Origin of the sequence: Allohahella marinimesophila (assembly GCF_039538005.1) — a bacterium.
GTDB lineage: Bacteria > Pseudomonadota > Gammaproteobacteria > Pseudomonadales > Oleiphilaceae > Allohahella > Allohahella marinimesophila.
Genome location: NZ_BAABBO010000007.1, coordinates 501,125 through 524,978, shown reverse-complemented (window position 1 = coordinate 524,978; position 23,854 = coordinate 501,125). Strand labels below are relative to the sequence as shown.

20 protein-coding genes are annotated in these 23,854 nt (G+C 56.7%); 4 read left to right on the top strand and 16 right to left on the bottom strand.

Translation table 11 applies throughout. From position 1 onward, the window contains the following. Positions 1 to 8 precede the first annotated feature (8 nt). The 9 genes from ABD735_RS07945 to ABD735_RS07905 form a co-directional block, all read right to left on the bottom strand. Positions 9 to 1,019 carry an ornithine carbamoyltransferase gene (locus ABD735_RS07945; protein ID WP_344805097.1) on the bottom strand — a complete coding sequence of 337 codons (1,011 nt, stop codon included), beginning with the start codon at positions 1,017 to 1,019 and terminating at the stop codon, positions 9 to 11. Positions 1,020 to 1,046: 27 nt separating this feature from the next. Next, positions 1,047 to 2,294, bottom strand: coding sequence for an arginine deiminase (gene arcA / locus ABD735_RS07940; protein WP_344805095.1), 1,248 nt, complete (start codon positions 2,292 to 2,294; stop codon positions 1,047 to 1,049). Positions 2,295 to 2,332: 38 nt separating this feature from the next. Further along, entirely contained in the window at positions 2,333 to 3,757 is a 1,425-nt protein-coding gene (gene arcD, locus ABD735_RS07935) for an arginine-ornithine antiporter (RefSeq protein ID WP_344805093.1), read from the bottom strand. Between the two features lie 74 nt (positions 3,758 to 3,831). Next, positions 3,832 to 4,764 (bottom strand): 1-phosphofructokinase family hexose kinase, encoded by a 933-nt coding sequence (locus ABD735_RS07930; RefSeq protein WP_344805091.1) that lies wholly within the window; start codon positions 4,762 to 4,764, stop codon positions 3,832 to 3,834. 18 nt (positions 4,765 to 4,782) lie between these two features. Next, positions 4,783 to 5,613: a universal stress protein gene (locus ABD735_RS07925; RefSeq protein ID WP_344805089.1), complete on the bottom strand. Its 831-nt coding sequence runs from the start codon at positions 5,611 to 5,613 to the stop codon at positions 4,783 to 4,785. A 123-nt stretch (positions 5,614 to 5,736) separates the two neighbouring features. Continuing rightward, a complete protein-coding gene (locus ABD735_RS07920) occupies positions 5,737 to 6,621 on the bottom strand; it encodes a universal stress protein (protein WP_425548585.1) in 885 nt (294 codons plus the stop codon). A gap of 2 nt (positions 6,622 to 6,623) precedes the next feature. Further along, the gene (locus ABD735_RS07915) at positions 6,624 to 8,111 is read right to left on the bottom strand and encodes a SulP family inorganic anion transporter (protein WP_344805087.1); all 1,488 of its coding nucleotides are present in this window, start codon (positions 8,109 to 8,111) and stop codon (positions 6,624 to 6,626) included. Positions 8,112 to 8,177: 66 nt separating this feature from the next. Beyond that, positions 8,178 to 9,683, bottom strand: coding sequence for a sodium/proton antiporter NhaB (gene nhaB / locus ABD735_RS07910; protein ID WP_344805085.1), 1,506 nt, complete (start codon positions 9,681 to 9,683; stop codon positions 8,178 to 8,180). Between the two features lie 295 nt (positions 9,684 to 9,978). Further along, the gene (locus tag ABD735_RS07905) at positions 9,979 to 10,578 is read right to left on the bottom strand and encodes a methyltransferase domain-containing protein (RefSeq protein ID WP_344805083.1); all 600 of its coding nucleotides are present in this window, start codon (positions 10,576 to 10,578) and stop codon (positions 9,979 to 9,981) included. Positions 10,579 to 10,731: 153 nt separating this feature from the next. Between ABD735_RS07905 and ABD735_RS07900 the strand changes: the two genes are divergently transcribed. Next, positions 10,732 to 13,083 (top strand): hybrid sensor histidine kinase/response regulator, encoded by a 2,352-nt coding sequence (locus tag ABD735_RS07900; RefSeq protein WP_344805081.1) that lies wholly within the window; start codon positions 10,732 to 10,734, stop codon positions 13,081 to 13,083. Between the two features lie 14 nt (positions 13,084 to 13,097). On the opposite strand, the gene ABD735_RS07895 is transcribed toward ABD735_RS07900, so the two are convergent. Then, positions 13,098 to 13,388: a hypothetical protein gene (locus tag ABD735_RS07895; protein WP_344805079.1), complete on the bottom strand. Its 291-nt coding sequence runs from the start codon at positions 13,386 to 13,388 to the stop codon at positions 13,098 to 13,100. A 138-nt stretch (positions 13,389 to 13,526) separates the two neighbouring features. Next, entirely contained in the window at positions 13,527 to 14,033 is a 507-nt protein-coding gene (locus tag ABD735_RS07890) for a hypothetical protein (RefSeq protein ID WP_344805077.1), read from the bottom strand. A 325-nt stretch (positions 14,034 to 14,358) separates the two neighbouring features. On the opposite strand from ABD735_RS07890, the gene ABD735_RS07885 reads away from it, so the two are divergent. Then, positions 14,359 to 16,473: a M14 family zinc carboxypeptidase gene (locus ABD735_RS07885; protein ID WP_344805075.1), complete on the top strand. Its 2,115-nt coding sequence runs from the start codon at positions 14,359 to 14,361 to the stop codon at positions 16,471 to 16,473. Positions 16,474 to 16,666: 193 nt separating this feature from the next. Further along, entirely contained in the window at positions 16,667 to 16,900 is a 234-nt protein-coding gene (locus ABD735_RS07880) for a hypothetical protein (protein ID WP_344805073.1), read from the top strand. 44 nt (positions 16,901 to 16,944) lie between these two features. Here the strand turns inward: ABD735_RS07880 and ABD735_RS07875 are convergent, their stop codons facing one another. The 5 genes from ABD735_RS07875 to ABD735_RS07855 all read right to left on the bottom strand — a co-directional run bounded on the left by ABD735_RS07875 (position 16,945) and on the right by ABD735_RS07855 (position 22,784). Next, positions 16,945 to 17,874, bottom strand: coding sequence for a hypothetical protein (locus tag ABD735_RS07875; RefSeq protein WP_344805071.1), 930 nt, complete (start codon positions 17,872 to 17,874; stop codon positions 16,945 to 16,947). A gap of 212 nt (positions 17,875 to 18,086) precedes the next feature. Then, positions 18,087 to 18,977, bottom strand: a complete 891-nt coding sequence (locus ABD735_RS07870) for a YihY/virulence factor BrkB family protein (protein WP_425548584.1) — start codon at positions 18,975 to 18,977, stop codon at positions 18,087 to 18,089. Between the two features lie 102 nt (positions 18,978 to 19,079). Further along, entirely contained in the window at positions 19,080 to 20,528 is a 1,449-nt protein-coding gene (locus ABD735_RS07865) for a TrkH family potassium uptake protein (RefSeq protein ID WP_344805069.1), read from the bottom strand. After that, positions 20,525 to 21,238 (bottom strand): response regulator, encoded by a 714-nt coding sequence (locus ABD735_RS07860; protein ID WP_344805067.1) that lies wholly within the window; start codon positions 21,236 to 21,238, stop codon positions 20,525 to 20,527. Before ABD735_RS07860 ends, ABD735_RS07865 begins: the two co-directional genes overlap by 4 nt. Further along, on the bottom strand, positions 21,231 to 22,784 hold the full coding sequence (locus tag ABD735_RS07855) for a sensor histidine kinase (protein ID WP_344805065.1): 1,554 nt from the start codon (positions 22,782 to 22,784) through the stop codon (positions 21,231 to 21,233). The genes ABD735_RS07860 and ABD735_RS07855 overlap by 8 nt, the downstream gene beginning before the upstream one ends. Before the next feature lie 201 nt (positions 22,785 to 22,985). Between ABD735_RS07855 and ABD735_RS07850 the strand changes: the two genes are divergently transcribed. Further along, the gene (locus ABD735_RS07850) at positions 22,986 to 23,852 is read left to right on the top strand and encodes a MaoC/PaaZ C-terminal domain-containing protein (protein WP_344805063.1); all 867 of its coding nucleotides are present in this window, start codon (positions 22,986 to 22,988) and stop codon (positions 23,850 to 23,852) included. Positions 23,853 to 23,854 lie beyond the last annotated feature (2 nt).

Below are 23,854 nucleotides of genomic sequence, written 5' to 3'. Positions count from 1 at the left end.
CTATTGCCTCAGATATCGGCCAGTGCGGACACCAGCACGGCCTTGATGGTATGCATGCGGTTTTCGGCCTGCTCGAAGGCGATACAGGCAGGAGACTCGAAAACGTCCTCAGTCACTTCGATGCCATTGGCCAGTTCCGGATAGCGCTCGGCCACGTCGCGGCCAAGTGTTGTCTCAGTGTTGTGGAAGGCGGGCAGACAATGCATGAAGCGAACTCGCGGGTTGTCTGCGGCGGCCATGAGCTGTGCATTGACCTGATAGGGCTTGAGCAGGTCGATCCGCTGATCCCAGGCTTCCACTGGCTCGCCCATCGAGACCCAGACATCGGTATGGATGAAATCGACACCCTGTACTGCAGCGACAGGGTCTTCAGTCAGTGTGATGCGCGCACCAGACTCGCTGGCAAAGGCGTCGCACAGTTCGCGATGAGCGTCACTGGGCCAAAGGCTTCGGGGCGCGCCGATTCTGATGTCCATGCCCAGTTTAGCGGCCACCAGGAGCAATGAGTTGCCCATATTGTTTCGGGCATCGCCAAGGTAGGCGAAGCGAATCTCATGCAGTGGCTTGTCGCTGTGCTCGAGCATGGTCATCACGTCGGCGAGCATCTGGGTAGGGTGGAATTCGTCTGTGAGCCCGTTGAACACCGGCACGCCAGCGTATCTCGCCAGTTCCTCCACGAGGTGCTGACTGAAGCCTCGGTACTCGATGGCGTCGTACATGCGACCCAGCACACGCGCGGTATCCTTCATCGTTTCCTTGTGCCCGATGTGGCTCGATCCAGGGTCGATATAAGTGATATTGGCGCCTTGCTGAAAAGCCGCGACCTCGAAGGCGCAGCGTGTTCTCGTCGACGCCTTCTCGAAGATGAGCGCAATGTTCTTGCCCTGCAGGTGCTTCTGCTCGGTACCCGAATAACGAGCGCGTTTGAGATCGCGGGAAAGATCGAGCAGATAGCGCAGCTCACGCTGGCTGTGATGCTCGAGGCTCAAGAGATTGCGATTGTGTAGATTGAAGGCCATGGTGTGTGTCTCGGTTGCAGTCGTGGCTTAGTAGTCGATTGGTTCACGAACGAGCGGACAGGTCATGCAGTGACCGCCACCGCGACCACGGCCGAGCTCGCTGGCATCGATGGTGATGACTTCGATACCGGCCTTGCGCAGTAGCGTGTTGGTGTGAGTATTGCGGTCATAGCCAATGACAATCCCCGGTTCCAGGGCAACGACGTTATTGCCATCGTCCCACTGCTCGCGCTGGGCTTCGAAACTGTTCCCTCCGGTCTGAATTGTGCGCAGGGCAGGGAGGCCGAGCGCTTCGGCCACGACGTCTACGAACGGGGCTTTTTCACGCCTCAGATCGACACTGCCGGGCTTGCTATCGTCTGGCCGGAGACTGAAAGCCACGATGCCCTCAACGACCTCTGGGAATATGGTCACGACGTCTCGATCGCAGAAGCTGAAGACGGTGTCGAGGTGCATGGCTGATCGACTGGCAGGTAGTCCGGCGACAATCACCCGGTCGGCCGCCCCGGCCTTGAAGAGGGACTGCGCCAGTTGGCCAATGGCCTGTCGTGAGGAGCGCTCGCCCATACCGACCAGAACAGTCCGCTTGCCGATTGGCATGATGTCGCCACCCTCGAGCGTGGCCATGCCGTGGTCAGTGTCGGGATCACCAAACCATATCGGAAATCCGGCGTCTGCAAATTCTGGATGGAAACGGTAGATGGCTGCGGTCAGCAGGGTTTCCTGTCGACGGGCAGGCCAGTGCATGGGATTCAGGGTCACACCGCCGTAGATCCAGGCGCTGGTATCCCTGGTGAATATGGTATTGGGCAGGGGCGGCAGCACGAAGGCATCTGCGCCCAGGTAGTCGCGGAACAGGCTGGGCAGTTCGCTGCCCTGATCAGGCAGGTCGAACCCAGACACGCCTCCAATCAGAAATTCCGCCAGTTGCCTGGCTGGCAGGCCATCGAGCCAGGACCTCACTTCATTCTGCAAGCCAATGCCTACGGTGTTAGCCGTGATCTTGCGGTCGAGTATCCAGGCGCGACCATCGTCGGTCTTCAGCACGTCTGTGAGCAGGTTGTGCAACTCCAGCACCTCCACGCCGTGCTCGCGCATCTTGGTCACGAAATCGAAATGATCGCGCTTGGCCTGGTTGACCCAGAGCACGTCGTCGAACAGCAGCTGGTCACAGTTGCTCGGGGTGAGGCGCTGATGCGCGAGTCCCGGCGAGCAGACGAGCACCTTGCGCAACTTGCCAGCTTCAGAATGTACACCATAGCTCGGCTTCGTCATCTTCTTCTCCATATAGGTCGTTCAGGCGGCCAGTGTAACTACAGCGTCAGCCAGCCCTGGTACATGCCGAAAGCGGCAATGGCCGCGCCTGCGAGCACGACCGCGAAAATGAATTTCTCTGCCGGGCTGAACACTGGTAGATCCTGCTCCCGTCTTGCCTTGGCGAAGAAGATGGCACCCGGTGCGTAGAGCAGTGCGGACAGCAGCACGTACTGGATGCCTCCGGCATACACGAGCCAGGCACTGTACAGCACGGCAATGCCGGCAATGACGAGGTCCTTGTTCCGCTCGCGAGGCTCAAGGCTGTAACTCTCGCCACGCCAGCTCACCAGCCAGGCATAGGCTGCAGACCAGAAGTAGGGCAGCAGTATCATGGAGGTCGCCAGATAGAGCAGGTTGAGATAGGTGGCTTCGTTGAACAGTGTCAGAATGAGGAACAGCTGAATGAGTGCGTTGGACACCCAGAGTGCATTCACGGGCACCTTGCGATCGTTCTCCTTTTTCAGGAAGCGCGGCATGGTGTTGTCACGCGCGCCGGCGAAAAGAATTTCGGCGCAGAGCAGGGTCCAGGCCAACAGGCCACCGAGCAGCGAAATGACCAGGCCTACACTGATGATGATAGCGCCCCAGGGACCCATCACATGCTCGAGCACGCCGGCCATGGAGGGGTTTTTCAAGGCGGCCAATTCTGGCTGGCTCATGATGCCCATGGACAAAACGTTCACGAGCACCAGTAACAGTAGTACCCCGAGAAAGCCTGCCACTGTAGCGCGACCGACATCGGAACGCTTGGCCGCACGAGCAGAGTAGATGCTGGCGCCTTCAATACCGATGAAGACCCAGACCGTCACCAGCATCATGTTCCGGGCCTGATCCATCACGCTGCCGAGTTCAAGGCCGGCCTTACCCCAGAAATCGTTGGTAAATACATCGGCGCTGAAAGCGAAGGCGGCGACGACAATAAACAGAACGAGCGGGACAACCTTGGCAATCGTCGTGATCAGGTTGACGAAGGCGGCCTCGCGGAGCCCTTTCAGGACGAGAAAATGAATGGCCCATAGTAGAATAGAAGCACAGAGAATGGCGGTGACGGTATTGCCTTCACCGAAGATGGGAAAGAACAGTCCGAGCGTGCTGAACAGCAGCACGAAGTAACTGACGTTGCCTATCCAGGCACTGATCCAGTAGCCCCAGGCCGACGAGAAGCCCATGAAGTTGCCGAAGCCCGCTTTGGCATAGGCATAGATTCCGGCGTCGAGTTCCGGTTTGCGGTTGGCCAGCGTCTGGAATACGAAGGCGAGGGTGAGCATGCCAATGCCGGTAATGATCCAGCCGATGAGCATTGCGCCAGGACCGGCGCTGGAGGCTACATTCTGAGGCAGCGAGAAAATGCCGCCCCCGATCATGGAGCCGACCACCAAGGCAATCAACGCGCTGAGGTTCAATCTGGAACTGCTGGTCATAAGGATCTCCTGTAGTTGCCAACTGCAGGTAGTATCTTCCTATGTAAAGTTTCGTTATTGATCCATATCAAGCATCACTGCGGCGCCGGTTTCAGATGCTGGTAAATCTCGTCGATGTCCTCGGGACGACAGAGCTCTGTTCCTTCTGTCATAACGGCGGCAGCGCCAGCGGCCATGCCGCGAAGAAATGCAGCCTTCACGTCGTGACCGGCGGCGAAACTGGTCACCATGGCGGCGACGAAACTATCGCCTGCACCGACGGCGGAACGTACCACTACTCTTGGTGCCGACATCCGCAGAACACCATCTGCGCTTGCTAGAAAGGCCCCCTGGGCGCCCATCGAGACGGCCACGTAAGTAGCTGCTCCACGCTCGACAAGCGTCATGGCCGCAGCTCGAGCCCCAGCTTCGTTCAGTGAGTGGCCGATATAACTTTCCAGCTCGCGAAGGCTTGGCTTGGCCAGATAGACCGCGGCATGGTCAAGTGTGTGTTTCAAAGCCTCGCCAGAGGTATCGAGAACCAGACGCTGTCCCTTGCGGCACGCTTCCCGGGCCATGACCGCATAGGTATCCACCGGTGCCCCCGGCGGAAGACTGCCGCTGGCCACAATGTATCGCCCGGAAAATCCGGCAACAGCGCTGCGAATACTGGCAAGATCTTCCGAGTTGACTGACGGGCCATCTGGTACGAAGCGATACTCGAAGCCTGACTGCTGCTCCGCCACCATGAAGGCGATTCTGGTAGGCTCATCTATCTGGACGGGTAGCAGGTCGAAGGGCAAGTCCTGCAGGCTGTCATCAAGCAGCTTGCCGGTAGCGCCGCCGCTGCAGTAGAGCAGTTCAGCCTCCCCGCCAAGCCTTGAAATGACGCGCGCCACATTGACGCCACCACCGCCGGGCGAACGCACCTGGCTGCTTGTGCGGATCTTGTGTGTCGGTTGAACACGCTCGGCAGTGCAGGAAATATCAATCGTCGGGTTCAGGGCGATGCAGAGAATTTCAGCCATGGTAAGGTGCCTGCGTCGCTAGTGGGACATGAGTATCGGCTTGCGACAGCCCTTGAGCATCTCTCGCGTCGTGCCGCCCAGCAGCCACTCTCGCAGGCGTGAGTGGCCGTAGGCCCCCATCACGATAAGATCCGCATCGATGGTGTCCGCATAGGCTTTCAATGTCTCGGATACCGAGAGGCCGTCGGTTTCAAGATTATCGGTTTCTGCATTGATACCGTGGCGGGACAAATAGAGGGCGATACCCTCACCAGCCTTGGGAGCGCCATCCTCATCGAACAGATCCACTGATACCAGGCGGACGTCTTCCGCAGCAGAGAGCAGGGGAAGGGCATCTCGCAATGCCCGCGCGGATTCACGCTTCTGCGTCCAGGCCACGATGACACGCTTGATCGATTTCAGCGAACGCGCCTCCTCACCCAGCACGAGCACAGGTTGACCTGCGCTGAGCAACAAGCCATTGAATGCGGAGGCGATGGTTTCATGCGCCTGAATGCTGGCAGCAGAAAACACGCTGGCATCGGCGAGCAGGGCGTGACGAATCAGTACGCTGTCGAGCTCACCGAGTTCGAGGCATTCATAGCTGACATCACCAGGCGCGCCGGCCGCTCCAAGTTCCGCCCGCACAGCTTCGACCCGTTCCTCACAACGCTTGACGGTATCGCTGTAGTGCTCGCCCCAGTAACCATCGAGACTGGTCCAGCCTGCCGAGGGCGTGAAACGCATCAGCGTACCAACCACCACGACCTTGAGATGGGCGCCGAGATCCGCGGCAGCATGAATGATGGGTTGCAGTGCCTGCACACCGCTCTCGAGCTGGTGCGGTGCAAAAAGTGTGCGATAGGTCATGGTCGGCTCCCTGTTGGTATCTGCTGATGTTACAACTGCCAATACTCATAAGTATTGTTGTAAATCAAACAGAAGCCTCAAGTAGTCCCATACCGACCATTCAAAGGTTTTGCAGTCGCCGGTTTAGCGAAGAACCAGCAGAGGCTTCTTCGCCGTCTTCAGCATCGACGTCGTGGTGCTGCCGACCAGAAACTGCCTGATTCTGGAATGGCCGTAGGCGCCAATCAACAGCACGTCGATGTCATGCTCGGCCTGATAGGCGTGCAGGGTCTGCTCGACATCGCCTTCGCGAATTGCCAGGTGTGTTTCGCCACCAAGCGGCGCGAGCATCTCCTTGGCCTTGTCCAGCTGCGCCCAGTGTTCAGCGGTATCAGCGCCAATCATGACGATATGGAGCGGCATATTCTTGAACACCACCGGATTGTTAGCCAGCAACTCTACGCCCTTGAACGCAGTGGCGCTGCCATCGAAAGCCAGCATCGCACTGTCAGGTGCTTCAAACTGGTCCGGCACCAATAATACTGGCCGATGCACATTGCGAATGACGGTCTCCAGCTGGCTACCGATGTGCATGTCCCTGCCCGTGCTGCTCTCACCGTGCAGACCCATTACCAGCAACAGCGTCTGCTCTTCGAGGGCCAGTACCGATTCGGTGAGGTCGCCATGCCGCTGGCGCTTGTGAGTGTCACTGACACCGGCGGCCTGCACCCGTGCCTCCGCCTCATCGAGCATGTGGTGGCCATGCTCGAGCGCCAGTTTGCTGCGCCTCTGATCCAGCTCAGCGAGCTCCTTGAGCAGGTGTTCGCGGCTACCGAGACCTATATTTCCAGCCAGATCCGGCTCGACTGGATAGCTGTCCTCATCGAGTACGTGCAGTAGCATGACCGGCGCCTGCGCACGCAAACTTGCCCAGGCTGCGTATTCACAGATGGCCGGCACTGCACTGGAGCCGTCGATACAGGCTATGACTTGCTGCATTTCACCCTCGCTTTCACTGTTCTGTGTCATGGTTAGTGTCCCATCAACTTGTCTACAGCATCCGGCTTGTCATGAACACCGAAGCGGTCAACTATCGTCGAACTCGCCTCGTTGAGCCCGACGACGACGACATCAGCACCTTCACGCCTGAACTTGACCACGACCTTGTCGAGGGCAGCCACTGCCGTGATATCCCAGAAGTGCGCGCCGCAGAGATCTATCACCACGTTATCGACAGCCTCCTTGAAATCGAAGCTGGCTACAAACTTCTCCGATGAGCTGAAAAAGACCTGACCTACGACCCGGTAGGTCCGAGTGTCAGTGGCCTCATCGAAGTCGGAGGCAACAGCCATATAGTGGCCGATCTTGTTCGCGAAGAACAACGCCGCCAGCAGTACCCCGGCCAAGACGCCGAAGGCCAGGTTATGGGTGGCGACGACCACGATGACGGTCACGACCATGACGATGTTGGTGGAGAGCGGATGCTCACGGAGATTTCGGATTGAATCCCAGCTGAAAGTGCCGATCGACACCATGATCATGACAGCTACCAGGGCAGCCATCGGGATTTGCACCAGCCAGGCATCCAGAACCAGTACCATGACGAGCAGAAACAGACCGGCGGACAGTGTCGACAGGCGTGTGCGACCACCGGATTTGATATTGATGATGGACTGACCGATCATCGCACAGCCCGCCATGCCGCCAAGGAGTCCAGCACCGATATTGGCAATACCCTGACCTTTGCACTCGCGATTTCGGTCGCTTGTGGTATCGGTCAGGTCATCGACGATGGTCGCCGTCATCATGGATTCCAGCAGACCAACAACGGTGAGTCCCACCGCATATGGCAGAATGATCATCAGCGTGTCGAGGTTCAGCGGCACATCTGGCCAGAGGAAGATCGGCAGGGTGTCTGGCAATTGTCCCATGTCGCCAACCGTGCGGATGTCCATGTTGTAGACCATGGCAAAGGCTGTCAGCACCACAATGCAAATCAATGGGGACGGTATCAACCGGCCTATGACCGGGATCAATGGGAACAGGTAGATGATGCCCAGGCCCGCGGCCGTCATGGCGTAGACGTGCCAGGTTACACCGGTGAGCTCAGGCAACTGCGCCATGAATATCAGGATGGCCAGCGCATTGACGAAGCCGGTCACGACCGACCTCGATACGAAGCGCATGAGCAAACCAAGTTTCAGGTAGCCGGCAATGATCTGCAGTACACCTGTAAGCAGGGTGGCTGCCAGGAGGTATTCGAGCCCGTGCTCTTTGACCAGTGTCACCATGAGGAGGGCCATGGCCCCTGTAGCTGCTGAAATCATCCCGGGGCGACCCCCAACAAAGGCGATGACGACGGCGATACAGAATGACGCGTACAGACCGACCTTCGGATCTACGCCAGCGATGATGGAGAAGGCAATGGCTTCGGGGATCAGCGCGAGGGCTACGACGAGTCCCGCGAGAAGATCACCTCTGATGTTGGAAAACCAGTCGGCTTTGATGCTGTTGGTCATAAATCTATCCAGTCGATTGGAGTATGATCAGGCCGCTGACGCGTGATGTCGCGGCCTAACGCTCACCTAGAGAAAGTTGGTCACCGCCAGCAGGCCTATGCCGCTCATCACCACGGTGTAAGGAAACGCCATCACTACCATGCGCCCGTAAGACAGGCGTACCAGTGGAGCAATGGCGGAGGTCAGCAGGAACAGGAAGGCCGCCTGTCCATTGGGCGTAGCGACACTTGGCAGATTGGTCCCCGTATTGATGGCAATCGCCAGCTTTTCGAAGTGTTCACGGCTAATGCTGCCCGCGTTGAAGGCCTGTTGAATCTCGCTGATATAGACAGTGGCGACGAAGACGTTGTCGCTGATCATCGATAGCACACCGTTGGCGATGAAGAACATTCCCGGCTGTTGGGCTTCAGGCAGCGCCAGCACAAAGTCGATGATAGGCTTGAACAGGTGCTGCTGGTGAATGACTGCCACTACTGCGAAGAATACAATCAGGAGAGAGGTAAAAGGCAGGGATTCCTGGAAGGCCTTGCCAATCTGATGTTCATCCGTCACACCAGTGAATGAGGTGATCAGAATGATGACCAGTAGCCCGATCAGGCCAACCTCCGCGAGGTGGAAAGCCAGGCCGATGACCAGGATGATCGCAGCGATACCCTGAACCCAAAGAGCAGCTTGATCAGATTTCGTCCGTTTTTTCCGCTCCTCTTCGGCGAACTCCTCAAGCACCCTGCGAACCGGCTTTGGCAAACGAACGCCATAACCGAACCAGCGCAATTTCTCCAGTAGCACGCAGGTCATGAGACCTGCGAGCAGCACGGGCATGCTGATGGGGGCCATGCGCTGGAAGAACGAAGCGAAATCCCAACCCACGACCTTGGCGATGAGCAGATTTTGCGGTTCGCCGACCATGGTCGCGACGCCACCGAGGGCTGTGCCGATTGCGCCGTGCATCAACAGGCTACGCAGAAAGGCTCGGAAATTCACAAGGTCCTCCCGGTGCAACTCGATAACGTGCTCGTCACTCTGGGTGTTGTGCTGGCTTTCCTGATAACCGCGACCCGAGGCTACCTTGTGATAGACCGAATAAAAGCCAACGGCCACGCTGATGATGACTGCCGTCACAGTCAGGGCATCCAGAAAAGCCGACAGTAAAGCGGCGGCAGCGCAGAATAGCAATGAGAGGGACGACTTCGACTTGATCCCCAGCAGAAGCTGGGTGAAGGTCAGTAGCAGAAGCTCCTTCATGAAGTAGATGCCTGCCACCATGAACATCAGCAGCAGTATGACCGGCAGGTTGACCACGACCTCCGCGTATACGGCCTCTGGCGTCGCCAGGCCAATCAGCAAGGCCTCGACGGCAAGCAGTCCGCCAGGCAACAGTGGGTAACACTTCAGGGCCATGGCCAGGGTGAAGATGAATTCCGCTACCAGAAGCCAGCCGGCAACTACCGGTCCTAGCCACCAGAAAACAAGCGGATTCACGAGCAGAAAGAGAACGATGACCTGCTTGTACCACACAGGTGCATTGCCCAGGAAGTTGCGGACAAAGCCGGAAGAAACAGTTTGCGACATGGGGTTACCGGACAAGATACTGAGTAATCGAGACAGCGACAAAGACTGACGTTTTGACAAGCGTCAGGGCGTCTACCGGGTACTGAATACCGGGATTCGACTGGCTCGAACTGACATTGATATTAGAACGACGGGGAGGGCTTGCGCGCTAAGGTGGCGTGATCTTCAAAAGTCGGTCCTGGGCTAAATATTAACGGATGTTAATCCATGGGGAATCTTTGCGGCGAAGTCTATCACAATATGTACTGCTTGGACAGTGTAGGCGTAGCGCTCTGAATGCGGTCCCGGGCGCCGCTCAACGGCGCCTGAATAGTGCCATTTGCGTCGAGCTGCCGTAGACGGGGTGGGGCGGCCCCAGAGCTGAAAACTCAAGCAGATAATCGTTGCGCTCGGCCACCCCGCTTGCCCACGCCGAAAACTGGGCGCGGGTCCATTCGAAGCGATGACCAGGATGGCGGCGCTCGCCGGGGGCCATGCCATGGACGACATTGTATTCCTGGTTCGGCGTCGTGATCAGGACGGTAGACAGCTGCAGTCCTCGAAACACCATGTGCTCAACTTTTGAGAGTCGTGACGGTTCGATGTGTTCAATGGTTTCAAGCATGACCGCGGCATCGAAACCTCTGAGTCGGCGATCGGCCTCTTCGAAAGAGCCGTAGCGAACATGCAGACGCTCGTCTGGTGCCAGAAGGTCGAGTCCCAACACCGCGCGCGCCTCAGCCAGTTGATGCTCGTCGATATCAATGCCCAATAGTTGGGTGAACTGAGCATGACTGCGCAGTGCTGATAGCAGTTCGCCGCTACCGCAGCCAAGATCGAGAATGCGGGTAGCTCCGCTGGCCAGCAATGCCTGCACCACCCCTGCCAGGCGTTCCTCATGTAGATCACTTGCCACACTTCACTCCTCAACTGACTGTCGTCCAGTGTGCCATGTAGCCATTCCTGCGAGCAATTCACAGTGTCTGCGTCTTTGTAAAGGCAGTATATGGTGCTGATGATTTTTTGATCGCATACTCGGTCCTTGCCCGTCGCGATGTAGTAAAGATGTATGCCGAGTTCCAGATCGCGAATTGCCGACGCCTCGGCTGTCTCTCATGTGTACATTCCGCGGTTTGTTGGCTCAGGCACGGTCATGCGCGACCTCGTCGCCGCCTTCGACTGGTCATCTACCTCGCTGGGGCCACTCTCCCGCTGGTCGGCCAGTCTTAAAACGGCAGCGGCGATCGTACTGAATTCCAGACAGCCGATGTTTCTCTGGTGGGGTCCCGAGCTCATCCAGATCTATAATGATGCCTGTCTTCCCAGCTTCGGGGACGACAAGCATTCTGCTGCCCTTGGGCAGAGCGGTACACGGTGCTGGGCCGAAAACTGGTCCGTCTTTCGGCCAGAGATCGAGTCAGTGATGTCGAGTGGTGCCGCCAGTCTTTTCGAAAACAGACTCATTCCTGTGAGGCGCAATGGCCAGCTCGAGGATGTGTTCTGGACTTACACCTGTACCCCGGTCTTTGATGAACATGACGCTGTCGCAGGTGTCTTGGTGCTGTGCAATGAAACCTCGCAGCGCATGTTCGAGGAGCGTCGCCAGCAGGATCTTAATAGTCTGGCGGAGGGACTCGCTGCCTGTAACACTGAAGTTGATATCATGGAAGCGGTTCACTCAGACCATACTCCCTCCTCATCGGATATCCGTTTCGTAGCCTTCGATGATGGCGAGCACCCACAGGATGGTCTGCCTCTCATAAGTCTGCGGACTCGGGAACTGGGTCTTCACTACGATCTGACGCTCACGTTCGGGCTCAATCCGCAGATTCCGTTCGACGAGCATTATCGACGATTTCTCGAAAAATGTTCAGTCATCATCGGTTCAGCGATGATCGAGGCGGTCAACAGGCGTGCCCATGAACTGGCAGCTGCCGATCATGATCTGCTGCTGCTGAACACACCGGTCGGTACGGCAGTGCTGGTCGGGGACGACCTGACGTTCCAGCTGGCCAACAGGGCCTATTGTGATATTGTCGGTCGACAGGACATTGTCGGTAGGGCCTTTGACGACGTCTTTCCGGAACTGATCGGTAGTCCTGTTCGCACCGCATTTTGCAAGGTCTATGAGACCGGCAAAGCCGAAATCTCTAGCGAAATGCCTGTACGCCTGAATCTCGATGGGCGAATTCAGGATCGCTTCTACACCTACAACCTCGCGCCATTACGGCGATCCATCGGCCGGATCTATGGTGTGATGGTGATCGTGGTCGATATTACCGAGCAGGTATTGGCAAGACAGGAGACCGAGCGGCTGAATGAAGAGCTGCAGCTCGCTGCTCGCAGCAAGGATGAGTTTCTGGCGATGCTGGGCCATGAACTACGCAATCCACTGACGCCTATCGTGACAGCACTTGAACTCATGAAGCTGAAATATCCGGCCATCGTGCAGGAGCAGGTCGTCATTCAGCGTCAGGTCGAGCATATGGTCAGGCTGGTCGATGATTTGCTGGATATCTCCAAGATTACCCGAGGCAAGGTTGAGCTCAGACCGGAAACCGTGGATTTGCGTGAGATGCTACTCAAGGCTGTGGACATGGCAGCTGATCTTTTCGAGCGCAAGCATCAGCATCTCAGCTTCGATGTTCCCAGCATCCACTGGCATGGTGACTCCGCGAGAATGGCGCAGGTCGTAGCCAACCTGCTCACCAATGCCGCGCGATATACCCATGAGGGTGGGCGTGTAGCGCTGTCGGCGAGTTCAACGGACAGCGAGCTTGTTATCACAGTGACAGATAATGGCGCTGGTATCTCAGAGGCCCTCCTTCCGGAAATTTTCGAACTGTTTGTTCAGGGTCGACGCAGTACCGACAGGGCCGAGGGCGGCCTGGGCATTGGTCTGGCGCTGGTGAAGAATCTGGTGCAGCTGCACAGGGGCGAGGTGCATGCTGATAGTGCTGGTGAGGGGAAAGGCAGCACCTTTACTGTGCGGCTGCCATTGGAGCCACCAGCGCATGTCGAAAAAGTTCCGGCTGCTGCGAATGCAGTCCCATCGTCTACGAGGCTGCAACATATCCTGGTAGTGGATGACAACAGGGATGCTGTAGACGTCTTTGCTGATCTGTTGGGAATGCATGGCCATCAGGTGACGGTGGCGTACGACCCCGTTGAGGCACTCGATATTTTTTCCAGACAGACCTTCGACGTCGCCATCCTCGATATTGCGCTCCCACGCATGGATGGCTACGACCTGGCTATCCACATACGCCAGCTGGATGTCAATGAACGCTGCACGCTCATTGCGCTGTCAGGTTATGGGCAGACCCAGGACAAGCAGCGCAGCAGGATGGCGGGCTTTATCGAGCATCTGGTGAAGCCGGTGGATAGCCGAAGTCTGCTAGACCTGCTGGACACCTTGTAAACTACTGTCAGGCCTTATGCAGGCATACTTTCCGTTCTGGCAGCGGCTGAGCGCAAATGGTCAGAGAAGGTCTCGGCGCTTAAAGTGTCATACTGGAATTCACAATCGAAGTAATCATTTTCCAGGCCGAGCAGCCAACACTCCCTGTTTCTATCCATCACCGCCACGAACTCATAACGGCTGTGGCTGATGTGCAACGCGAACGCGCAGCCTTCGACGTCTTTGCTGAAAGCGATGTCCTTGTCAATTCTGGCCCCTGGTAGGGAGGTCTGGATCAGTTCCTTTACGACGCCCAATGCCGACATTTCTCAGTTCCTCGCAGATTCAGTGAATTGCATCACAACATTAAAACTCTGGAGAACTGATTCTACAATGTGTCTGGACGCGATTTCATGAGCCAGAAAGCTTACGGGACTGTCGAAGAACTGTCGGACTTGCTGTCTTTATTCGTAGCTCAGCAGCCAACCAGCGGCTAGGGTTCGAGCGTCCCTGATCAGAAACACCAGGCGGTCGTGTCGACCGCGCCAATCATAGGTCAGTAGCTCTTCGCCAGACGTGCTTCCGATGTTTTCCCATTCGATCTGACTGAGCATACTTGCTCCGGTCGGAGTATCGACCCGCGTGAGTTCATCCGGCTCCCCCAACAGCAGGGCCAGACACTCGCCACCGAGACCTTCTTCGGGTGCGCGTTCGGCCAGGACCTGCATGAGCTGATGCTTGCGGCCATCATAGGCATCGACTTCAGGGTGCCAATCAGCGCCGTTGAAGTGACCGGCCACCGTGCGAATTTTCCGGAATTCTGTCGCGATAGCCTGAATCTGATCACTGCCACAGGCCTCGGTCGACCACGCGTTCGGGCTGGCGGTGAACAGCTGCAATGATGCGGCCAGAAGCATGCTGGAGGAGAGTGATAATGTGCAGATCACATGAAAGTGTGAGGTGTTCGGCATCAATTGGTCCTGGCTCGGTTTTTTGTTGTTTTCGGCGCTGTGTGACGCTAATAATACACTTCGGATGAACGAAAATTAATAGAATCTTCAGTCGCCTGGCTGCGAAAGCTGATCCTGATTCTCGTTCGCCTGAGCCAGCGGCGATGTCGCTGACGGCTGCTGCCTCATCGAGGCGAACCAGCAGCTGAACCAGCCTTTCGACAGTTAGAAGAATGCTGCAGTTTCTCCTATGAAGGCTTTCAGAGTGCCGATGGCGGTCCTGCCCCAAAAGGGGTTCATCCGCATGCTCTGTTCAGGAGCAAAGCCTTCACAAGAGACTACTATAATGACACAGGTTCGATTACGCCCTCTCAGCTACATCATCATGGCCCTGACTGCTGGTGCCGTATTGCCGCTAGAGGTGGCAGCCCACGATGATCTGAATCATCTCGCCGCTCAGGAACAGGCGGCGGCTGACACGGTATACAAGGTTCACTTTCCCAACCTCAAACTGGCCCGCAAGGCGGCCATATCGTTCCACGCCAACCTGCTGGCGTCACACTATGATGGCGGCTACCTCATCATGGAACTCAGTGAGTCCGAGCAGGACAAGTTGCGTCGCTTCGGTTTCACTTTCGAGCCAGCTACCGAGTGGCTCGCGAAGCGAAGTGAGGTGTTGTCGACCATGCAGGAGATGACTCGGCTCAGACAGGAACTGCGGTCATCCGCGGTCAGTGGCAGTGATCCTGCCATGGCCCAGGATGTCATGCTCCGGGGTATACCGGGTTTTGAATGCTATGAGACTGTCGAAGAAACTTTCGCAGTCGCTGCTGATCTGGTGACGACGTATCCGGCGCTGGCAAGCTGGATCGATGTCGGAAACTCATGGGAGAAGAACCAGGGGCTGGGTGGTCATGACATCAGGGTGCTGAAGTTGACCAACAGAAATACCGGGGGTGAAAAGCCGATCCTGTTCATCAACAGCGCCATCCATGCTCGGGAGTTTACCACCGCCCCCTTGACGCTCGACTTCGCACGCACATTGCTCAATGGCTACGGCACAGACGCAGATCTCACCTGGATTCTGGATCATCATGAAGTGCATTTGATGCTGCAGACCAATCCAGATGGTCGCAAAAAGGCCGAGACCGGCCTGCTCTGGCGCAAGAATGCAAACCAGAACTACTGCGGCGCGAGCAGCAACAAGCGCGGCGCGGACCTGAACCGCAATTTCACTTTCGGGTGGAACAGCGCCAACGGCTCAAGCGGTAGCCAGTGCAATGATACTTACCGTGGTCCCCGTCCGGGCTCGGAGCCTGAAACCCAGGCCATCGAGAATTATGTTCGCAGCATATTTCCAGACCGACGCGGCTCAGGACGGAATGACGCTGCGCCGACTGACACCAGTGGCATCCACCTGGATATCCACAGTTACAGCGAGTTGGTGCTATGGCCCTGGGGTGATACCAATAGCGCCGCTCCGAACGGCAGGGCCCTGCAGACACTGGGTCGGAAGTTTGCGTGGTTCAATGGCTATACACCGCAGCAGTCAATCGGTCTGTATCCCACAGACGGCACCAGCGATGGCGTGAGCTACGGCGAGCTTGGTGTGGCCGCCTACACCTTCGAACTGGGAACGGACTTCTTCCAGAGCTGTTCGGTGTATGACGGCAAGATCAAACCAGACAACCTGCGCGCGCTCATTTACGCCGCGAAGGTCGTTCGTACCCCCTATGTCACGCCTGCTGGGCCGGATGTCACCAGTCTGGGTATTTCTGCCGATGCCACCGCGGCAACGCTGACTGCAAGTGTGACCGATACGCGTTTTAGTAACCGCAACGGCAGCGAGCCCGTGCAGACCATCGCGCAGGCGGAATACTATATCGACGTGCCACCCTGGGAGGCCGGCGCCGAACCTGTTGCGCTAGCGACGAGCGATGGCGGGTTCGATGAGCGGACTGAACAGCTGACTGGCAGTATCGATACCAGTGGACTCACCGAAGGCAAGCATACAGTCTTCGTTCGGGCCCGTGATGCTGCAGGTAACTGGGGTGCCGTTTCCGCAGCTTTCCTTGAAGTGGGGGAGGGGTCTGGTGGTGGCGACAATGGTCAGTATGAATATGCCAGCACAAACCCACAGGCTATTCCCGACCGCGGTACGATCAGCAGTCAGATCGCTATTCCAGAAGAGGCGCCTGCAGCCAGTAGCGCGACGGTCTCAGTGACGATCGATCATACCTACCAGGGTGACATTCGATTGACGCTAGCCAAGGGTGGTCGCTCCGTGGTGGTAAAAAACAGCAGCAATCGCGATAACAGTCGAGGCAGCCGGACCTATACCGCCTCAGTCAGCGCCAGTCAGTTCAACGGGCTCAGTGGCGCATGGACGCTGACTGTGCAGGACGTCTACACCCGTGACGTCGGTACGCTGACCGGCTGGAAGCTGACGCTGAATCAGTAATAGCCGGCTGAGTTCGAGGTCGGGCGTCCAGTTGGGATCGCTCGACCTTGATCCGGTTCTGTTTTATGTACAATACTATACCAGACCCGATGATTGTGGCTCGCTGACGTCTGCCGGGAGAACTGATCAGACACTTGTCGCGTACCCGCGAAGGCGTACAGAGCAGTTTCACAATGGACAAAGGAGCAAGACTATGAGAAGGACAGGAATTTTTACGACCGGCGCCCTGGTGTTTGGGCTGGCAGCCTTGTCAGGCTGTGAGCAACAAGATGACATGCCTGCAGTCGGCGAGTCGACCATGGAAGGACAGACCTCTGAGCAACAGGTTGAAGTCGAGCAGGAAGGCGTGACCGTTCCCGGTGATGTCATGACGCAGCCGGAAGGGGTGGAGCAGCCAAATACTGGTGAAGAAAATCTGGGTCAGTAGCCTGGGTGGCCATGAGGCCGGGGTAATTCCCCGGCTTTTTCCTTTCAATCGGATTTAGCGTAGCGGTAAAGGTCCAGCACCTGGATGAATGGTGCCTGCTCAATGCCTGACACCCGGGGCAGGCGTGGGTTTTCCTGGTCGAGTGTGGCAGGATCTTCACGCCACAACTTACGCGGCATGATCTTTTGCTGGGCGATGACGACGCCAGATACAGGGCAGGCCTTGCGGATGACCCTGTCGTCTTCGCGATAGGCATAGTTCGCCCTGAGCTGGTTGCGCAAGCGCACGCGCTTTACCAGGGTTTCGCCAGCTTTGCACTGGCCGAGCAGGGCCTCGGCCGTCACGGCCGCAGCGCGATGTGAGTCAGGCAGGTTTCTGGCCATCTCGATGGCGTCTTCTACCGTGATTTTCTTGATACGTGAATGGTTTGTTGCCCAGGTCCAGCTAAAGACATCCAGGTGAGGGGGCATGATCCGAATTTGGGCATAACATCGTTTCAGATCCAGGGCGCTGATGCCTGCCGTGCCCAAGGCGGTTTTCAGGGCCTCATTCCGATAGCCTTTCTCCAGTACTTCGTCATTGATCAACTTTGTAACCCGGTCGACGGGGGAACCCTTGGAACTGCCATAACTTCGGACCGCCATCACTGCTGCCTTGAAGGCGAGCTTCGCCTTATTCAGCGTCTCTGCAGCGTCGACCGTATCGGACGAGGCACAGAGAATGCCTGCGCCGACCATGGCTTCCTCTTCGTCCAGCACATAGAGCTGGGTCATCGAGGCAAGGGCTGCATCGCGAGCGGCCTGCGAGGCATGATCCTCTTCACTGACTCCAAAAGTGGGCACGTATACAGGGTACTGCTCACGATCGCCACGAACGGCGTTTTCGAGCAGGAGACAGGCTTCTGCCAGGTACTGATAGGATTCATAAAGCTGCATGGTCAGCGCCTGGGGCACTGTCGACGTTTGTTCAGTCATGGAGCCAGGGTCTCTCGTGTGAAATGTCACAAACTATTTTAAAGTATTCTATACCAGATCCGAGAGCAATCTACACTCAGATATTCGCAGTCGAAAATAACGCACTACTATACCAGACCGGTTTAGCTTTCCCAACAAATGCCCCGTCAACCGTCACCACGAATACCTCTAATATTTCCGCGCAAACCAGTATAGAAAAACATGGGCTTCTCTCAGATATTGACCGGGCGGGCGTGCAACTCCGCGTCACCACCTGGCGCTGTATGCCAGGGCAGGCCGGCGCGATGGCTGCGCTCCAGCTCGGCGATGACCTGGGCGCCGAGCAGAAGAATGATGGAGCCGATTTCCAGGCTGATCAGAATGATAATGATCGTCGCCAGAGAACCGTATACAACGCCAACCAGGGAAACGTTGATAAAGTAATACATCAGCAGCAGCCGGGTGCCCTCCCATAACACCGCCGCGACGAGGCCACCAATGATAGCTCTGCGGGGCGAGATCTTCACAATGGGCAGGAATTTGTAGATAGCACTGAAGAGGATGAATACGCCGACGAAACTGATAATGTAAAGAAACAGTCCTGGCTCGTCGTAGACCGCGTTCACCATGGTGAAGAGTACCGTAAGCGTCAGCAGTCCGAGTCCCAGTACGGTGATGAAGACGTAGGGGAGAATTGCGGAGATCCATGCTTTTCGGCGCGGATTGTCTGCCTCGTGAAAGATGATGGCAATTGAATCTTCAAGCATGCGAAAAGCGAACGAACTGAAAAACAGCAGGACCGGAAAGCTGACAATACCGATGATGTCTCGCGATTCCATGAATTCCTGAACGGCCTCCAGTAGCAGGCCAGCATGTGCAGGTGAGAAATGCGCTGCCTGCACCGCCATCACTTCGAACAGCTGCTGTTCATCGACAATGGTGGTCAGCAGTACCCCCAGTACCGCCAAGAGGGGCACAGCAGACAGCAGCACGTTGTAACCGACACCGCCTGCCAGCAGGATGCCGTGATTTCGCAGAAAGTTGACGACCACACGGTGGGTAAAATGCAGCAGCTGCTTGGCTGTGCTGTCCTGCGTATGCGATTCAGGCATGGGTTTGGGCATGATCTTCTTATTTACCGATGGCGAGTGCATTGAGGTCTGATAACGAAACTAACCGATACTGGCATATCTGCCAAGTTGCCCAGTTGAAGTGTCCCGGACTTCTCAGCCTCTCCAGAATACGCGGGTAAAAATGATCATGATTGCCGTAAATTCGAGACGGCCCAGAATCATGCCTGCCATCAGTATGGATTTGGCGGCGTCCGATACTCCCTGAAAGTTCCCTGCTGGTCCAATCATTTCACCGAGACCCGGGCCAACGTTCATAAGTGCAGTCGATGCGCCAGTGATACTGGTGATGAAATCGAGTCCGGTCAGTGACAATAGCAGTGTCAGTACCACAAGCGTGGTGATGAGGAGGAAAACGAATGCAATGGTCGACTGAAGGATCTCTTCGGTCACCAGCCTGGTACCGTACTTGCTGACCAGTACGGCATTCGGGTGGATGGCCTGCTTGAACTGCCTTTGCAGCATGATGAAGAACAACTGAAAGCGGAATATCTTGATGCCGCCGGAGGTCGAGCCCGAGCAGCCACCTACGAAAGTGAGAAAGAAGAAAATGGCTACGGCGGCTGGTCCCCAGAGGCCGTAATTTGCGTTGGCGTAGCCAGTTGTCGTGACGACGGACATGACGTTGAAGGCGCTCGCAGTCAGCGCTTCGAATATCGTCATCTCAGTAGTCAGAACGAGGTCGATCGTGAGAAATCCTGCCGCTGAAGCGAGCACAAAAAGCAGACCCTTGACCTGAATATCGCTCAAAATGCGTGAAGACTGTTTGCGCCAGAATCTGATATACAATACAAACGGCACTGCGCCCGCGAACATGAAGAGTATGGCCAACCAAGTGATCAGGTGACTCGGAAATTGCCCGAAAGATGCATCTGACGTCGAGTAGCCGCCCGTGGAAACGGTGGTCATCATGTGATTGATCGCGTTGAATGCATCCATACCAGCCAGCCAGTAGGCCAGTGCACACAGTATGCTTAATCCGAAATAAGCGCCGATGATGCCTTTGAGCAGGTCTTTCATCTGCGGAATTTCCTTTTCTGACCAGTCGGAAGACTCCGTCCGAAACAGCTTCATACCGCCAGATTTCAGCGAAGGCAGCACCGCGATCGTCATGCCGATAATGCCAATCCCGCCATACCATTGAAGTACGGATCGCCACAGCAGGATATCCTTTGGCGTTTGCTCGAGGCCGGTCATGACAGTCGACCCTGTCGTGGTCATTCCAGACACTGTTTCGAAGGCGGCATCGACCAGCGACAGCGGATTGTCCATAAACATGAAGGGCAACATACCGAACGTCGGAACGGTCAGCCAGGTGCCGGCTGTGATCAGAAATAGCTGGCGCTGGTTAATATGGGCAGGCGCCGGATGGCCAAGCCGCTTGAATATCAGACCTGCGGCCAGCGAGGCCGCCAGCGGCAGAAGATACGTCTCATGTGCGCCGCCGTAACCGACCAGGGTCAGGCCCATGGGCGCCAGCATCAGTGCAGATAATATGAGCAGGGCGACTGCGGCCACCCTGAAATAAGGTACAAATAATCTCACGCCTCGGATACCAGGCGGTAGCCCACGCCCTGTTCGGTCTGAATAAACCGGGGCTGAGTCGGGTCGTCCCCGAGTTTCTGGCGCAGGCGGGCAATAAAGATGCGGAGATAGTGGCTGTCCTCGCTGTGGGTAGGTCCCCAGATTTCGTTGAGCAGATATTGCTGGGTGACAACGTGATCTGCATGCTGGGCTAGCAGGCCAAGCAAGGCGTATTCCTTACGCGACAGGTGAACTGGCTCACCCTCCAGGGTCACGATTCGCTTGACGAAATCGATGATCAGCCCGGCGGAGGAAAACAGCTGCCGGGGCTGTTTGTGCTGGCCTTGTGCCTTATCTCTGATCAGTACCCGAAGTCGCGCCATGAATTCCTTGATGCCGAAGGGCTTGGTCACATAATCATTTGCGCCGAGATCGAGGGCCTTGACCTTTTCCTGCTCACTCGATCTGACCGACAGCACGAGCACTGGCGTGGCGCTCCACTGACGGAGCTCCTGAAGTACACACAGGCCGTCCATGTCTGGAAGACCAAGGTCGAGCACGATGACGTCCGGGCTTTCCAGCGCCGCAAGGCGTAGTCCCTCACCGCCGTCCATTGCATCGATCACGTCGTAGCCTTCGGAGCGGAGGCTGATTCGCAGAAATCTCAGGATCTGTGGTTCGTCGTCTATGACCAGAATTTTTGGCTGCAGCGAGTTGGGCGTCTTATTCATCACTGTCATCCGGTAAGAGTGGCTGGTTGTGCAAAGGCAGGCTGATGCGAAAGGTGGTACCAATGCCATGTCTGCCGTCGAGAGCCTCCACGCGACCGCCGTGGGCTCCGATCATGCCGTGACAGATGGCGAGGCCGAGTCCGGTTCCTTTCTGTCTGTCACCCTTGGCTGCACTGTAGAAGGTGTTGAACACAAGCTTCCGCTCAGCCTCGGGAATGCCCGGACCTTCGTCCGTGATGTCAAGGCTGAGTGTCTGCTCTTGAATTGAAGCTTCGATCGTCAGTGTCGAGCCTTCCGGCGCAAAGCGTGCGGCATTTTCGAGAATGTTGACGATGGCCTGTTCAATGAGCGCCGCATGCACGAAGAGCAGGGGAATGTCGTCTGCCATCGTCACAATGAGCTCGAATTTCGACAGCACGGATTGTAAGCGATGAGTGGCCGAGCCGACGATATCGTTCAACGTGACCCAGTCGCGTTCCAGCTTGAGGGTCCCGTAGCCAAGGCGAGTCATGTCGAGGAGGTTATCGATATATCGGTGCAGCCTTTCGGCTTCCTGCAAGGTGCCTTCAAGCAGTGCCTGCCGATCTTCCGGCGTCAGCCGGTCGTGATATTGCAGCAGACTCGAGGTCGAACCGATCATCGTCGCTAACGGCGTTTTCAGGTCGTGAGAAACTGAAGATAGCAATGCGGAGCGGAGCCGTTCTGTTTCAGCATCCAGGCGAGCCGTTTCGAGCCTTGAAGACAGGCGTGCTCTCTCCAGGGCCTGTGAGATCAGCTGGCAATAGCCCCTGATCTGAGCCTCGCTCCAGGTCAAGTCGTGGGAAGTGACATCCTGCCGAAACACGATCACGGCGAGAATTTCGCCTTCGGCACTGGCTAGTCGATAGAGCTGCAAGCCGGGCACAGCCTCTTGTTGAGTGCTGGCATCCAGCTTGCTCGCTGTCGAGACTGCATTGGCTCGTCGCAGGGTCTGCTCATCAAGTGGGGGCGCTTGCTGAGGGTAAGTCAGCGCCTGATGGAGGTGGCCCGCTTCGTTTGACTGCAGGCAGTAAATCATCGCGTTCATTCGAGGATGCAAAAATCTGGCAGCAGCCTGCATGATGTCCAGTTCACCCGCCGCGCCAGCGATGTCACGGCTCAGACCCAGCAGGTCTTCGATCCGTGCCTTGCTTTCACGCAGTGCCAGCATCTGCAGGCGCAAGCGGGTAGCGAGATTGCCGGTAACGCTCGACAGCAGAACGAAGAATGCGACCGTCACCAGATCATCTCGGTGTGCAATGACGAAGGTGTGGTAGGGCTCGGTGAAGAAATAGTTGTAGATTAACAGCCCGAGCAGCGAGCTCCAGAGGGAGGCACCAAAACTCGTTCGAACGGCAGCTATGAGGACGCCGACAAGCAGTACAGGCAACACATTCGTCCGGGGCAGCAGCTGGTCGATGGTCAGCGCTGCCAGCATGGCGACTGTCATGATGGCCGTTGCGGCGAAGTAATTGTACCAGCTATGAGGCCGGTTCGACCTGAACCCTGATTCCAGATGCGTACCCATTCGTTATTCCGTCAAGATCTGCTGTGACACAGCGTAGAGGCAGACCCTGTAAACGTACTAGTGACGAAAGCAGATGCTGCGTAAAAGTTTCGTAAAACTCTGCTGAATACTGCTCGGCTAAGGTCTACTGGCAAGCGACGATGCCTTGTGAGAAAGTTGACCATTCCGACCAACAAGAAGACGCTCAGGAAAGGATGCACCATGAATACAGTTGATCTCGAGTCATTGGGTCGCTACGCCCGCGTGCTGGGTACGATTCGCAAGAAACCCGGCAAGGTGCAGACACTCCCATCGGCCAGCTATGTCGATCGTGAAGTAACGATAGACGGCGATCATCTTACCCGGTATGCAGACCTTTGCGGGTTCAGCGCAGATCAGGGCGTTCCCCTGACCTATCCTCAGCTGTTGACCTTTCCCCTGGCGCTTGAATACATGGCGTCTGAAGCGTCGCCGTGGTCCGGTTTGGGCACCGTGCATCTGGCCAGTGATATCAGACAGCGCCGCGCGCTCCACGCTGGCGATACGGTCACTGTCGAACTCCGTACCGGTGAATTGCTAGCTCATAGAAAAGGGCAGGTGTTCACGCTCGAGTCGCGCATATTGCGTGGCACTGAAGAGGTCTGGTCGTCTACCCAGAGCCTGCTTCGGATTGGGGTGGCCGAGCCACAGGGGAAGCCTTACACGCATCTGAATGCTCCAGATGATCCTTTGGCCATGCTCAGTACCTTCAAGGCGCCAGGAAACACAGGTCGCCGCTATGGCCTGGTCTCTGGCGATCTCAATCCTATCCACCTCAGTGCCGTTTCAGCAAAACTGTTTGGCTTCAAACGCGCGATCGCGCATGGCATGTGGACCAAGGCCAGGGCACTCGCTGAACTGTTGCCTTCTGGCCCAACCGATGAGGTTCGGGCAAGTGTGGAATTCAAGTCGCCCCTGTTTTTGCCGGCAAAGGCGGCACTATGGGCGACTCGTGACGACCGCAGCTCGAGGTTCGAAGTACGTGCTGACGGCAGCCAGGTTACCCACCTGAGAGGACTACTGACCATTCAGGAGACAACGCGATCCTGAGT